We start from the raw sequence: 12,893 nt of genomic DNA on the forward strand, positions 1-12,893 counted from the left end.
TACTCCTCGTTTGTCAGTTGTCGTATCTATTCTAGTACTGTTCAATCGAAATGTCTTGGTAGTAGTGTTGCAAGATTTGCCGATAGTCATACCCGCTCTCGGCCATCGCTTTGGCACCGTATTGGGACACGCCCAGACCGTGTCCATAACCGGTCCCGCGGAACAGGAACATCTGCTGCTTTGTCGCGACCCGCCACTCATTTGAACCGTTTAAAATGAGGAACTGGTCATTGTATCCATTGGCAGACGAAGCGTAGCCATCGGCTCCAATCGCCATGACGCTCCCGTATTTGGGATAGGCAGTAGTTTTGCCGCCAGCGCCCAACACTGTAAATGTCCCCGTCTCTTCCACGTCGAACTTTGTGCTTCTCAATGCTGCTCCGCCTTGCTGGAAAATGGAACGGTGGGCATCCGGGGAAGAGACCTTCAGCGGGCGGCCGTTGGCTTCCATTTCCAGCACCCTGCCGGATGGTCCGCGCTCTGTAACACGCAAGGTCTGTACGACACCGCTTATGCGCGGCCCTTTGTTTTTGTCCTGGCTGGCATTGATCATTGCGGTCACCTCTTCAGCCGTGTAAGGCCCCCGTGTCCAGCTGTAGGCATTTTCCTCCGGTTCTTCTGTTACGATTGTAACGCTTGTCCCTGCGGACAGGGAGGTCAACACCCGGTGATAAGCGGTACTCGGGCCGGAGCGCAGGTTGATGCCGTCACCAGTCACGACAGCCTCTTTCAGCCCCAGTGCGTTGGTTAAGCCGGTTTCCCGGACGAGATCGCTGCGGATAAACCCGAAGGTCCCGTCACCGAGCGAAACCTGGTACCATAATGCCGCCTTTTCCAACGGTTCCGTATCATCGCTCATGACCGAACGAATGTAAGGAACCTCATTTCCCCATACTTCCGTGCCGTCAGCGGTCAAACCTCCGGCATTGGAATAAAAGAGCGATTCGGCCACCTTGCCTTTATAGGTAATGACCTCTCCTTCGGTTTCGTCCACAGCTTTGCGGATGTCTTTGGACTCTTTGTCAAATCCGTAATACGCCTGCTCAAAGACTGTATCAGAAAGGTTCGCAATTCCGTACTTGTTCCCCTGGCCGACCGCTCTCGTCCGAGCCAGGACGGCCTGTGTTTTCAAAGCCTCCAACGGCCAGCCCGGCGCCATCTCCGAGCCAACTACGCCGTATAGATATTGCTCCAGCGGCAGTTCGTTGACAACCGCCATATTGCCTTTGTATTCCGAGAGTTCAATTTTCCCGCGATACTTTCGGCCATCCCGCTCCTCCACCTCGATTAGCGATTGGGAGCCCCCTTTCTCCGGCTTTACAGTCAGTGACGCCTGCGGAGAAAAAGCGTATTTCCAGACTGCTTCCGAGCCAAGCATGTCTTTTTTCAGAACGACATAGGACTTGCTGGCCGCCTCTTGATAGGAAAACCCGGGAAATGCGGATGCGGCTTTATTCGCCAGCTTTTGCACCGCATCTTTGCTTACCTCGTCCCCCAACCAAACGGCGTAGGACAGCTTGCCGCCATCGAGCAAAATGACCGGATAGGCGGATATCCCGGTAGAGGACAGGGCGGTTTGCCAGTCCTGCGCTTCTTTCAAACTGCCGAATCTCCCTGCTTCCACTCGCATCGGCCCTTTTACCACCGGCTGCTGACCCGTAGCTTGCGCGATTGACTTGGCTTGCGCCGAGGCCGCTTGCAAGGTGTCGTAGGTGCCGCTGACTACTTGGTACATCCGTTTGCCGCCTTGCTCGCTTTGCTGGATGGCGGCGTCTATCTTTCGCTGACTCAGTTGCTGAGCAACCTGCTGAGCCCGGTTGAGATCGCTTGTTTCGATTGCCTGCACATGATATTCATCTACCCGTACCCTGGCTGTATCTCCTGTCAAGGCCGGCAGTTTTGCAGCCCCGTCTTTTGTTCTCATGGATACTTCCAACCCGCCAGCCGCTGTCAATGTCACCGAAGGAACCACTCCCCGGTATCCCTGTCCATTATCAATAAACAGCGCAACCCGTATCGTATCCCCGGCTGCATCGGCCGGTATCTGCACCGCCAGTAGCGAAACCGATAACAGGCCCGCTGAAAGGACTTTTCCAATCTTCCGCTTCCACATGACGTCTTGTCCTTCCTCTCACCTGAATTGTTGAAAAGTCGAATTTTGGCATGAACTCCCATGTTTTTCGACAAAAACAGGCCATTTCCTGCCCAGACTGTACAATTTAGGTCCTCGGATGCAAGTCATGCGTGCATCTGCACATAGCAATGAACCCGCGTCAACGAGAACGCGGGCTTTTCGCATCTATTCCTCATTTAAACAAGCGAAACAAATAGGAAGCCAATGTTAGCACGATACTGATCACAATGCAGGTGACGACCGGAAAGTAGAACTTGAAATTCTCTTTTTCGACCACGATGTCTCCAGGCAGACGGCCCAAAGGCAAAAATCGTCCCCCGATTTGCCACAAAAGGCCAACAACAATCAGTACAGCCCCTCCGATGATGAGCAGTTTGGCTACCGGATTCATGTTTTTTTCATCTCCCGACCGAAATGTTCATAGGCGGCTGGTGTGGCGACGCGCCCTCTCGGCGTTCGCTGCATGAAGCCGATCTGGAGCAGGTAGGGCTCGCAGACGTCTTCAATCGTTTGGCTTTCTTCCCCGATCGTAGCGGCGATCGTGTCAAGGCCGACCGGTCCTCCATCAAATCTGTCGATGATGGCGAGCAGCAGCTTGTGATCGATATGATCCAGCCCGCAGGCGTCCACCTGCAGCCGCTCCAGCGCTTCCCTGGCGATCTGGGCCGTCACGACGCCGTCGCCTTGTACTTGTGCAAAGTCCCGGACACGTTTTAACAGGCGATTGGCCACACGCGGGGTTCCACGTGAGCGCTTGGCAATCTCGGCGGCCCCCTCCTCGCGAATCCCGATCTGCAGGATATCGGCGGCCCGGCTGACGATAAACGTCAATTCCGGCACTGTGTAAAATTCCAGGCGGTTTACCACCCCGAAACGGTCGCGCAGCGGTGAGGAAAGCATCCCGGCACGTGTGGTCGCACCCACGAGCGTAAACGGAGGCAGATCCAGGCGGACACTGCGGGCACTCGGCCCCTTCCCGATAATAATATCGAGCGCAAAGTCCTCCATCGCCGGGTACAATACCTCCTCCACGCTTCTGTTGAGGCGGTGGATCTCATCGATAAACAGCACGTCGCCTTCCTGAAGATTGGTCAGGATTGCCGCCAAGTCTCCCGGCCGTTCAATCGCCGGTCCTGACGTTGTCCGGATGCTGACACCCAGCTCGTTGGCGATAATCTGTGACAACGTCGTTTTCCCCAAGCCCGGCGGCCCGTAGAGCAATACGTGGTCAAGCGCTTCTTTGCGCATCTTGGCCGCTTCGATAAACACCTTCAGATTATCTTTCGCTTGTTGTTGACCAATATATTCATGCAAATAACGAGGGCGAAGACTGAGCTCTGCCGCATCCTCCTCCCAGTTCATTTGTGTCGTAATGATGCGCTGGTCCACTTCGCTACCCCCTCATAAACAAGGCAAGCCCCTGTTTGATTAATTGCTCGACCCCTGCGCCATTTTTGGCCGCTTCCGATAGCGTTCCGCGCACTTTTTGGATTTCCAGGTCTGAATAGCCCAACGCCTCAAGCGCATCCACTGCCTCCTGCAGAGCAGAAGCGGCTGTTTCCCCGGCCTTGAGCTCTGTCGCAGCTACTGTCTGGAAGGCGGAAGGTGTAAAGGCGGTGAGCTTATCCTTCAGATCGAGGATGAGCCGCTGGGCGGTTTTCTTCCCAATCCCCGGGAATTTCGTCAAATAAGCGACATTTTCCTGTTGGACTGCCATGACGATTTGTTCAGGAGTCGCTGCGGCCAGAATCGCAAGGCCGCCCTTGGGACCGATCCCGGAGACATCCAGCAGCTTGCGGAACAGGTCCCGTTCCTCCCTCGTAGGAAAGCCGTACAGCAGGATGGCATCCTCACGAACATGATGATGGGTGTAAAGCTTGGTCCTCGCCCCCTCGAACCGAACAAAATGATAGGGGTTTGGACAAAACAGGCGGTAACCGATCCCCCCCGCTTCCACCACGACAAAGTCAGTATCCAGATAGGCAAGCGTGCCCTCCACAAAATCAATCATTTCCGTACTCCTTCCGCAAGGGAAATAAATGTTCGAAATTGCGCATGGGTAATGGCAATTCCCAAAGCATCGGCCACGTCGTCCGGTTTTGGCGTTTCCTTCAATCGAAGCAGCATTTTGGTCATCTCCTGTATCTGCTTCTTCTCTGCTCCTCCGTATCCGGTAACAGCCTGCTTTACCTGCATCGGCGTATATTCGTATACCGGGATACCCGCCAACTCGGCCGCAAGCAGGATGACTCCCCGCGCCTGGCCTACTGTAAAGGCTGTCGTGACATTTTTGTTGAAGAACAGTTTTTCTACTGCCATCTCATCCGGTTTGTATGTATCGAGCAAGGTTTGCATGGCCTCAAAGATTTGCCTGAGTCTGAGCGGAACCGACAAGCCCGCCTCTGTCTGGATGCTGCCGTATTGAACAGGCTTCAACTGATTGCCTTGTTTATCTATCACCCCAAAGCCGACAATCGCAATTCCGGGGTCAATCCCGATGATGTGCATGGCTCACAACTCCATGTAGTTTTGATTTCTGTCTTTTACTGTACCATAAAGGACGGAAAAAGCGAACGTGCATTTCCATCTTGGTCTGCATTCGTCACACGAAAAAATCCGCCCCGGTCTGGGGCGGACTTTGCGGCGGCAGCTAGTGTTTGTTCATTCCAAGCGCATCAGCCTCGTCATGCTGCATGTGTGCATATTCATCCACATCATTTCGCATCTGTTCCTGGATCTGGTTGATCTGACGATAGTTCAGCTTGTTGTGCCCCTGGTTTAATTGAACGTACAAACGCTGATGGAACTGGTCTTTGTAGCTTCCTCTCGGCATCGAAGACATGCTGAAAGACTCCTCCTTGACCGCCGCTTGACATCAGTATGGGGAAAGATGCCTCTTGTTATGATGGCAAAAATTTGTCCCTGCCTCGCTTGCAATGGATGCACACTCTTATCCTCTCTGGCGCAAACTAAGACAAGAAAAGGAAAAGCTTCTCGCCTGGAGGTGGCCAACCTGCTTCGTTCTCTGCTGTTTTTGCTTTTATCCCTAGCTTTATCCTTTACTCAGCCTGCCGCAGCTGCTGCCAAAAAACGCAACGAAATGACCATCAGCGTCAGCGTCTCGCCAAACGCCGCTTTTGTTTCCCGGCTCGCCGTTGAACAGAAGAGCGGGTTGGCTCGGGCAATCACGCATAGTCCGACAGGCAATCCTGCCCAGGAGCCTTATCCTGTACGGGCTACTGTGCAAATTGGCGCGGATTCGTACCTGCTTGGCTTCGACGGCCTGTTCTACGATCGGAAGCGAAAAAGGGCTGTGCGTCTCTCCCCGAAAACGTTCGGGCAACTCGATTCATATGTATCCCTGCTGGAAGCCAGGCACTATGGAAGACCGACGCCCTGGAGCGAGGCTCGCCAAGAATTCAAGCGCATGAGCTATGCGACTGTGATTGATCTGGAGACCGGCAAGAGCTTTCGCGTACAGCGGCGGGCAGGAAGCAGGCATGCCGATGTGCAGCCCCTTACCCGTGAAGACACACTGATCATGAAACAGATTTATCAAGGGAAGTGGAGCTGGAAGAGACGGGCCATTCTGGTCCGGGTCAACGGAAAGCACTACGCGGCTTCCATGCACGGCATGCCTCACGGAGCAGGAGGGATCCCGGGAAACCAGTTTCCTGGCCATTTCTGCATCCATTTTCAAGGAAGCTCCACCCATCGAAAAACCGAACCGGATCCGGGTCACAGCTTGATGATACTGAAAGCGTCCGGAAAGCTGTACGAAGCCATTCAAACAGCCGACCCGCGGCAATTGGTCGATTATTTTCTGACCTCCTTGCACGAGCACGACTTCTTTTCCCTCAAAGTAGCGGCTGGTCCATACCCGCTGCCTCCTTTTTTGGAGAACATCGACTCCATCAAGCGGCAAAATGAGCTTGATCAGTGGCATGACGATGCCTCGCTTACTGCCGAAATCCCTGTTCGCGTCTCCTTTTTTTACCGGCAAGGACCTGAACAAAAAGAACTGTGGACCTTTTCGCTGGTCCGCTTGTCTCCGCTTGACCCGTGGCGAATCTGCAGCATAACAGCAGAATAAGCTTCCCGCATTTCCTCCCAGAAGAAAAAGAAGGCTCCCCTTGTTGCAAGGGAAAGCCTTCTACTCATTTCCTGCACCGATCTGGAACTCGCCAAAAGTGGACAGGACGCTGTTGTACTCAGCCAGGTCGCGGACGCGGATGCCTTTTTTGAGTGAAGCCACCTGTTCTTTCGACAGCCTTGCCTCCATTTTTTCCGTATTAATCCGGTAAAACGTCTGGACGACTTCCGCCTCCTCTGGCAAGCCGTTGAACAGCGTTAGCATCCCGTCCTTGGATATTCCGAAGTGGCCGTTCTCCTTGCACTCGGGCGCAATATCGTTCTCGCGCTTGTACAAAATCAGCTTGTCCGCCTCGGCCGCCACGATCTCCGAGCCATTATGCGCAGCCAAGGTTTGCGCCAGCTCGTTTCGCGGAATCTGGGAGACTTCTTCTTTTTTGACACCGCACAGATACGTTTTCGCCAGAACGACCTGATAGCTGTTGCTCATCGCCCCTACGCTTTCGGACGATTTGAGAAAAAGCAGTCCGTCCTGCTGTTTTCCAAACATATTGTCAAGCAAAACGCCTCCTGCCAAACCAGCTGCCAGAGCAGCAGCCCACGACGTGTAGATCATCCACTGCCGTCTCATTTTTCCATAGAACCCCTTCTGCCTCGTTTTCCTACCATTTTGGCCGAAATGGAAGAAAAGCATACCCTCATTCCCCAACATTCCCATCTTTACGACAAATTCACAAAGGAATTTCTACCATTTCCTTTCATTCGATGATAAACTGGCTGTGATTGTCATATTTTTCTTTATTAATGGAGGAATGCTAATTTATGAAAAAGGTGAGCACAGGCAAGCTTGTCGGTTGTTTACTGACTGCATCTCTAGCTGTCGGCGTACTGTCCTTCCCGTACAATACGGTAAGCGCAAATGCGGAAGCTACGCTTAAACTGCGTCTCCTGGAAACGACTGACCTTCATACCAACATCGTCAACTACGACTACTACCAGGACAAGCTGACGGATGAATTCGGACTGGCAAAAACCGCAACACTGATCAAAGCAGCTCGTGACGAAGCAAAGAACTCCATGCTTTTCGACAACGGCGACCTGATCCAGGGCAATCCTCTTGGTGATTATGTAGCCAAGATTGAGCCGCTGAAAGATGGACAAACCCACCCTGTATACAAAGCCATGAATCTGTTGAACTACGATGCGGGGAATATCGGAAACCATGAGTTCAACTTCGGGCTTGAACACCTCCAGCGCAGCCTGAAGGGCTCCAAATTCCCGTATGTAAATGCAAACGTTTACGTAGATGACAAGGACAAAAATCCTGACAACGACAAAAACTACTTTACGCCTTACCTGATCCTGGACCGCACCTTCAAGGATGAGGCCGGCAAAGACGTGAAGCTCAAGGTCGGCGTGATCGGTTTCGTGCCTCCGCAAATCATGAACTGGGATAAAGAGAACCTGCAAGGCAAAGTGATTGCCAAGGACATCGTGGAAACTGCGAAAAAATTTGTTCCGGAAATGAAGAAAAAGGGTGCCGATCTGATCGTCGCGATCCCTCACTCGGGCATCGGACCGGTAGAAGCGGGCCCTGACCTGGAGAACGCCAGCTACCAATTGACCAAAGTAGACGGCATTGACGCCGTTCTGTTCGGCCACTCCCACTCTGTATTCCCGGGAGCCGGCTTTGAAAACATCCCTGGCGTAGACAACGAAAAAGGGCTGATCAACGGAAAACCGGCAGTCATGCCCGGATTCTGGGGCAGCCATCTCGGTGTGATCGATCTCACGTTGAAAAAGGAAAATGGCAAATGGACTGTAGCTGAAGCTACTACCAAAGCGGTGCCTATCTATGACAAAACAGAGAAAAAATCGCTTGCTGATGCAGACCAGAAGATCGTCGAAGCGGTGAAGGAAGATCACGATCACACGGTCGCATGGGTGCGCTCTTCGGTAGGTACCACAACCTCCCCCATCTTCAGCTATTTCGCTTTGGTACAGGATGATCCGTCCATCCAGATCGTGACCAATGCACAGAAATGGTTCGTAGAGAAAAATATCAAAGGAACGGAATACGAAAACATCCCTGTCCTGTCTGCGGGTGCACCGTTTAAAGCAGGCGGCCGCAACGGAGCCGCTTACTACACGAACATCCCTGCTGGTACGATCGCGATCAAAAACGTGTCCGACCTGTACATTTATCCGAACACGCTGAAAGGCGTACTGGTCAACGGTGCCCAATTGAAGGATTGGCTGGAGCGCTCCGCCGGTCAGTTCAACCAGATTGACGTGAAGAAAACAGAAGAGCAACCGCTCATCAATGAAGCATTCCCGACTTACAACTTTGATGTGATCGACGGCGTAACCTATCAAATCGATGTAACCCAGCCGTCCAAGTTCGACCTTGAAGGAAAAGTGGTCAATCCGAATGCAAACCGCATTAAAAACCTGCAATACGAAGGAAAGCCAGTCAAACCGGAGGATAAATTCATCATCGTCACCAACAACTACCGCGCGAATAACGGCGGGAAATTCCCGGGCGCTGATGGTACCACCATTGTCATCGACTCTCCTGACGAAAACCGTCAAATCGTGATCGACTATATCCTTAGCCAAAAAGAAATCAACCCGGCTGCGGACAACAACTGGTCCTTCGCTCCGGTGAAAGAAAAGGTAAACGTAACCTTTACCACCTCTCCGGATGCAAAACCATTCGCGGAAAAAATGCCTCATCTGAAATACCTGAACACCTTGGAAAGCGGATTTGCGAAGTTCAGCATCGATCTTTCCAAAGCAGGTTCCAAATAAGCAGGAGCGGCTTTTATACGGCACCTTCGACATGAAAAAAGCTGATGGCATAGACCATCAGCTTTTTTCTTTACCCGACAAAATGATACTCCCCCCATGGAGAATGACGGAAGAGATGTTCCCCCGATTGCAGGAAGCTTTGACGCGCCTCGCGGAGTCTGGCTTCCATCTGTACCAACTGCAGTACTCCTCGTACATGATAACCTGGGCGATTGCCGTAAACACCCGTTACTTCACGCAGCAAGTTGTCCGGGTAACCGAGCAGCTGGTGGATCATCCAGATTTGCGTGTCGCTCAAATACTGAATGCGGCAGTAGGCCTCAATCGCTTCAATAAAGGAAGACATTCGGTATTCTTGAAGAAGCAGCATTCTCCCCATGAATTGGACGAGGTCAACAAGCTGCATATCCTGCCCGACTGTATCGAGGTCGATTAAGTAGCAGCTGCCGCGGGGAGTCAGCAAAAAATTGTGGCTGGCCACATCCCGGTGTGCTAGCGTGCCTTGTTCCATAGACGCGTAGAGCTCCGCTGTCAGCGGCAATTTGTAAGCAGCCTGGAGAGTGCCTCGCCCTTCGCGAATTGCATCTTCCGCCATTTCTGAAATCAGCTGTTCGAGCCGATTTTGCGGTTCTTTCTGCTCGATATGCCAGGTGATCTTTTCGAAATGCTCCAGTCTGCTTTCCCATTTATCGATCAGCGCTGGCTTTCCATCAAACGGAAATGGCTCCGCCAGCGGAAAATCACGAGCGGCCTGGTGAAATCTGGCGAGGGTCATCGCCGCTCTCTTGACATCGGAAAGAGAAGCGTTATCCGATTCACGTCCATCGATCATATTCATAATCGTATAGTACTTCCCCTGAAAGGGAAAAATCTTTTCTCCCTCATAGTCAGACACGTACTTAACGGTATGGGTAAATCCTTTATCCCGGAGTATCTCTGAAAGCTTTGTCACCCACTCTGCTTTCTCTCGCTGTTTATACCCTTTCAAAATCCAATGGCCCCGATCCGTTTTCAGGTAATTCACGTTCCGACGAGGTTTTACCCCGTAAATACGGCAGCGGAATGCTTTTTCAAGAGACGGAACAATGGATTTGTTCATGTCCGGGGAATCAGGAAGAAGATTCGTCATATCCCGTTTCCCAATCAGGCCACACTTCCGGTGCTGGGAGAGCCGGCTTCTCTTTGGAATCTGGATATGACTCTTGGTAAGCTATATGCTGGTATCCGCGGCCGCAATCATCGGAATCGGGCGTTATGTGATGACTCTCCCCCCTGCGTCTTCTGTGACCAGATGAGCTGGAAGAGGATTCAACATACGTTCTTCTTCTTCTCTGTTTACGAGAACGGGGATAACTTCCATACGGTTCCTCTGGCGAGTGATAATAAGGGTAAGCAGGCGGCATCATGTTCGGCAAGTGGTCCGGCATAAAGTCCGGCATTGCGTGTGGCATCATATTCGGCATGAAGTCCGGCATCGTATGTGGCATCATATTCGGCATAAAGTCTGGCATCGCATTTGGCATCATATTCGGCATAAAGTCTGGCATCGCATCTGGCATCATATTCGGCATAAAGTCTGGCATCGCATCTGGCATCATATTCGGCATAAAGTCTGGCATTACATGCGGGATCATTGGCGGCATCATATTCGGATACGGCATGGGTGGACAAAACGGCATCATTTCCGGGAGTACCTCTGCCTGCACTTGCGGCATTGGGATAATCGGTGGCTGGCCGCACGGCGGGCATGGTCTCACAAAATCATGGTAAGGCTGCGGCGGCTGATATGGGTAGTAAGGCTGCTGTGGTATCGCTGGGCTCACCTGGGTTGGCGGTTGCATTGGTCTTCTTGGAGTGGGACGGAACGGCTGCTGTTGGCCTTTTAGTGTCGGCGGCACGGTCGGCTGCAGCGGGCTGACTTGTGTCCTCGGCATTGGCGGCTGCACTGGTCTTACCTGTGTCTTCGGCAGCGGCGGCTGCAATGGACTTGCTTGTGTCCTCGGCAGCGGCGGTTGCAGCGGACTCACTTGTGTCTTCGGCTCCGGCTGCTGCAACGGACTCACTTGTGTCTTCGGCTCGGGCTGCTGCAGCGGGCTTACCTGCGTCTTCGGCCTAGGTGTTGGCAGTGGACTGGTCTTTTTCGGCGTAGGCGGCATGATCGGACGTGGAAGGACAGGAGCTTCGGCCAATGGTGAGACTCGCTGCGGCGGACGAGGCTGTGCAGGCGGCAGTGGCGGGAGGGCAGGTGGCATATTATTATCTGGGATAAAGGGGAGTGCCTGAGGTGTTTCGATCTCGGATTCGATCTCCATGCTTTCTTCCCTGTCAAAGTCTTCTTCCGATTCAATATCAATGTCCTCAGGTATATCCTCTTCCATCTCCGGCTCTTCCTCCGAGGGCTCCATCGGGCGTGTCTCAATCCGCTCCGGCACTTCCGGCACCGGCTGCGGTGCTGGTTGCGGCGCTGGTTGCGGCGCTGGCTGCGGTGCTGGCTGCGGTGCTGGCTGTGGTGCTGGCTGCGGTGCTGGCTGCGGCAGCGGAGCCTCCTTTTGCTCTTGGATTGGCCGTTCCTTTACCAGGGGAGATTCGGCTGGCTGCTGGATCGGGCGCTCTTTTACCCGGGGAGATTCCGTTTCCCCAAAGATTTGACTTTCACTTGCCTGAGGAGATTCACTTGATGAAAATGGTCTGCTTTGCTGCGGACGGACTGGAATCCCCATTGACGGAATTTTAACCCTCAAGCCGGGGTAGATGAGATCGGGATTTTTAATTTGACTGTTCAGGCGAAGCAGTTCTTTAAAGTCCACTCCATATTTTTTTGCGATTTTCCACATGGTATCGCCTTTTTGAACTACATGGATTCTCACTGTTTCTCCTCCCTCTCGGAAACTCCCTACCATGGTATGCACCCATGGGCGTTTTGCTCACCCGGTTAAAAAAGGGTTGACGCCCATCTTTGTCACCCGGTTTTTGGACAATAAAAAAGCCACCTGCTCAGGTGGCTTTGTACATGTAAAACGGATACGTGCCAAGCTGTCTGACTTGACAGCCCAGCGCCTCAATTTCTGCAAAGGCTCCAGGCAGCAGCACATCATCCATTTTTTGTTCGATATCGATTACAAAATAGTAGCTGCCCAACCCTTTTTTCGTCGGACGCGATTCAATCTTTGACAAGTTGATCTTGCGCCACGCAAAGGCAGCCAAAACCTGATAAAGCGCTCCGGGAAAATCCTCTGGCAGTGTCACCAGGATGGTAGTCTTCTCTTTGGAGGAGGAGGGAAGATCCAACGGCTCTTTGCCGATGAGCAGGAATCGGGTATAGTTGTTGGAATAGTCTTGAATCTCCTGCCACGCGAAAGAAAGTGGGTAAATTTCCGGATTTAAACGGGTTCCAATCGCAGCCCATGGCTCTTCCGGATGCTCACTGACAGTCTGCGCAGCTTTTGCCGTGCTGTTCGTATACTCGATCACAGCCTGGGGCAGATGCTCCCGAATAAAATTATGGCATTGGGCGATCGCATGCGGGTGTGACAATATTCGTTCAATTGCGGACAATTCCAGCTGCTCTTCCCGCTTGGCTACCAATAGATGCTGGGAAATAGGCAGCGCCAGCTCCCCCATGATCGGCAGGTCCACTTCGTGAATCAACCAGTCCAATGCTGTATTCACGGTGCCCTCAATCGTGTTTTCAATCGGAACGACACCGTAGTCGACTTCGCCTTTGTCAACAGCGACGATCACGTCAATAATGCTTGGATACGGCAGACGTTGAATCTGCAGCCCGGCGGTCAATGCCAACGCGGCTTCCTCGCTGAAGGTTCCGTGCGGCCCAAGAAAAGCAAGTTTCTTCTCCATG

The 12,893-nt window shown here is 52.6% G+C and carries 13 protein-coding genes and 1 pseudogene; 3 read left to right on the top strand and 11 right to left on the bottom strand.

From position 1 onward, the window contains the following. Nucleotides 1-31: 31 nt before the first annotated feature. The 6 genes from V5G20_RS19150 to V5G20_RS19175 form a co-directional block, all read right to left on the bottom strand. Nucleotides 32-2,113 carry a SpoIID/LytB domain-containing protein gene (locus V5G20_RS19150; protein ID WP_031932371.1) on the bottom strand — a complete coding sequence of 694 codons (2,082 nt, stop codon included), beginning with the start codon at nucleotides 2,111-2,113 and terminating at the stop codon, nucleotides 32-34. A 193-nt stretch (nucleotides 2,114-2,306) separates the two neighbouring features. Then, the gene (locus V5G20_RS19155) at nucleotides 2,307-2,525 is read right to left on the bottom strand and encodes a DUF2905 domain-containing protein (protein ID WP_003387584.1); all 219 of its coding nucleotides are present in this window, start codon (nucleotides 2,523-2,525) and stop codon (nucleotides 2,307-2,309) included. Next, the gene (gene ruvB, locus V5G20_RS19160) at nucleotides 2,522-3,523 is read right to left on the bottom strand and encodes a Holliday junction branch migration DNA helicase RuvB (protein ID WP_003387585.1); all 1,002 of its coding nucleotides are present in this window, start codon (nucleotides 3,521-3,523) and stop codon (nucleotides 2,522-2,524) included. Before ruvB ends, V5G20_RS19155 begins: the two co-directional genes overlap by 4 nt. A gap of 4 nt (nucleotides 3,524-3,527) precedes the next feature. Next, nucleotides 3,528-4,145: a Holliday junction branch migration protein RuvA gene (gene ruvA, locus V5G20_RS19165; protein WP_003387586.1), complete on the bottom strand. Its 618-nt coding sequence runs from the start codon at nucleotides 4,143-4,145 to the stop codon at nucleotides 3,528-3,530. Then, nucleotides 4,142-4,642: a crossover junction endodeoxyribonuclease RuvC gene (gene ruvC, locus V5G20_RS19170; RefSeq protein WP_003387588.1), complete on the bottom strand. Its 501-nt coding sequence runs from the start codon at nucleotides 4,640-4,642 to the stop codon at nucleotides 4,142-4,144. Before ruvC ends, ruvA begins: the two co-directional genes overlap by 4 nt. A gap of 142 nt (nucleotides 4,643-4,784) precedes the next feature. Beyond that, nucleotides 4,785-4,976 (bottom strand): hypothetical protein, encoded by a 192-nt coding sequence (locus V5G20_RS19175; protein WP_003387589.1) that lies wholly within the window; start codon nucleotides 4,974-4,976, stop codon nucleotides 4,785-4,787. Nucleotides 4,977-5,036: 60 nt separating this feature from the next. Between V5G20_RS19175 and V5G20_RS19180 the strand changes: the two genes are divergently transcribed. Beyond that, nucleotides 5,037-6,227 carry a hypothetical protein gene (locus V5G20_RS19180; protein WP_141334119.1) on the top strand — a complete coding sequence of 397 codons (1,191 nt, stop codon included), beginning with the start codon at nucleotides 5,037-5,039 and terminating at the stop codon, nucleotides 6,225-6,227. Between the two features lie 60 nt (nucleotides 6,228-6,287). Here the strand turns inward: V5G20_RS19180 and V5G20_RS19185 are convergent, their stop codons facing one another. Continuing rightward, entirely contained in the window at nucleotides 6,288-6,857 is a 570-nt protein-coding gene (locus V5G20_RS19185) for a BofC C-terminal domain-containing protein (RefSeq protein ID WP_003387591.1), read from the bottom strand. A 191-nt stretch (nucleotides 6,858-7,048) separates the two neighbouring features. On the opposite strand from V5G20_RS19185, the gene V5G20_RS19190 reads away from it, so the two are divergent. Further along, nucleotides 7,049-9,037, top strand: a complete 1,989-nt coding sequence (locus V5G20_RS19190) for a bifunctional 2',3'-cyclic-nucleotide 2'-phosphodiesterase/3'-nucleotidase (protein ID WP_003387592.1) — start codon at nucleotides 7,049-7,051, stop codon at nucleotides 9,035-9,037. A 70-nt stretch (nucleotides 9,038-9,107) separates the two neighbouring features. On the opposite strand, the gene V5G20_RS19195 is transcribed toward V5G20_RS19190, so the two are convergent. Beyond that, nucleotides 9,108-10,166, bottom strand: coding sequence for a phosphotransferase (locus V5G20_RS19195; protein WP_003387593.1), 1,059 nt, complete (start codon nucleotides 10,164-10,166; stop codon nucleotides 9,108-9,110). Beyond that, a complete protein-coding gene (locus V5G20_RS19200; RefSeq protein WP_227277853.1) occupies nucleotides 10,147-11,415 on the bottom strand; it encodes a hypothetical protein in 1,269 nt (422 codons plus the stop codon). Before V5G20_RS19200 ends, V5G20_RS19195 begins: the two co-directional genes overlap by 20 nt. 32 nt (nucleotides 11,416-11,447) lie before the next feature. On the opposite strand from V5G20_RS19200, the gene V5G20_RS19205 reads away from it, so the two are divergent. Continuing rightward, nucleotides 11,448-11,771 (top strand): hypothetical protein, encoded by a 324-nt coding sequence (locus tag V5G20_RS19205; RefSeq protein ID WP_338461816.1) that lies wholly within the window; start codon nucleotides 11,448-11,450, stop codon nucleotides 11,769-11,771. 46 nt (nucleotides 11,772-11,817) lie between these two features. Here the strand turns inward: V5G20_RS19205 and V5G20_RS27155 are convergent. Together V5G20_RS27155 and pheA are read right to left on the bottom strand one after the other, a co-directional pair. Further along, nucleotides 11,818-11,937: pseudogene (locus V5G20_RS27155) on the bottom strand (LysM peptidoglycan-binding domain-containing protein); the annotation flags it as partial. Between the two features lie 94 nt (nucleotides 11,938-12,031). Next, the gene (pheA, locus tag V5G20_RS19210) at nucleotides 12,032-12,892 is read right to left on the bottom strand and encodes a prephenate dehydratase (RefSeq protein ID WP_003387595.1); all 861 of its coding nucleotides are present in this window, start codon (nucleotides 12,890-12,892) and stop codon (nucleotides 12,032-12,034) included. Between the last annotated feature and the right edge of the window lies 1 nt (nucleotide 12,893).

The sequence above is a fragment of the Brevibacillus borstelensis genome, from assembly GCF_036700025.1.
In the GTDB taxonomy this organism is placed as follows: domain Bacteria; phylum Bacillota; class Bacilli; order Brevibacillales; family Brevibacillaceae; genus Brevibacillus; species Brevibacillus borstelensis.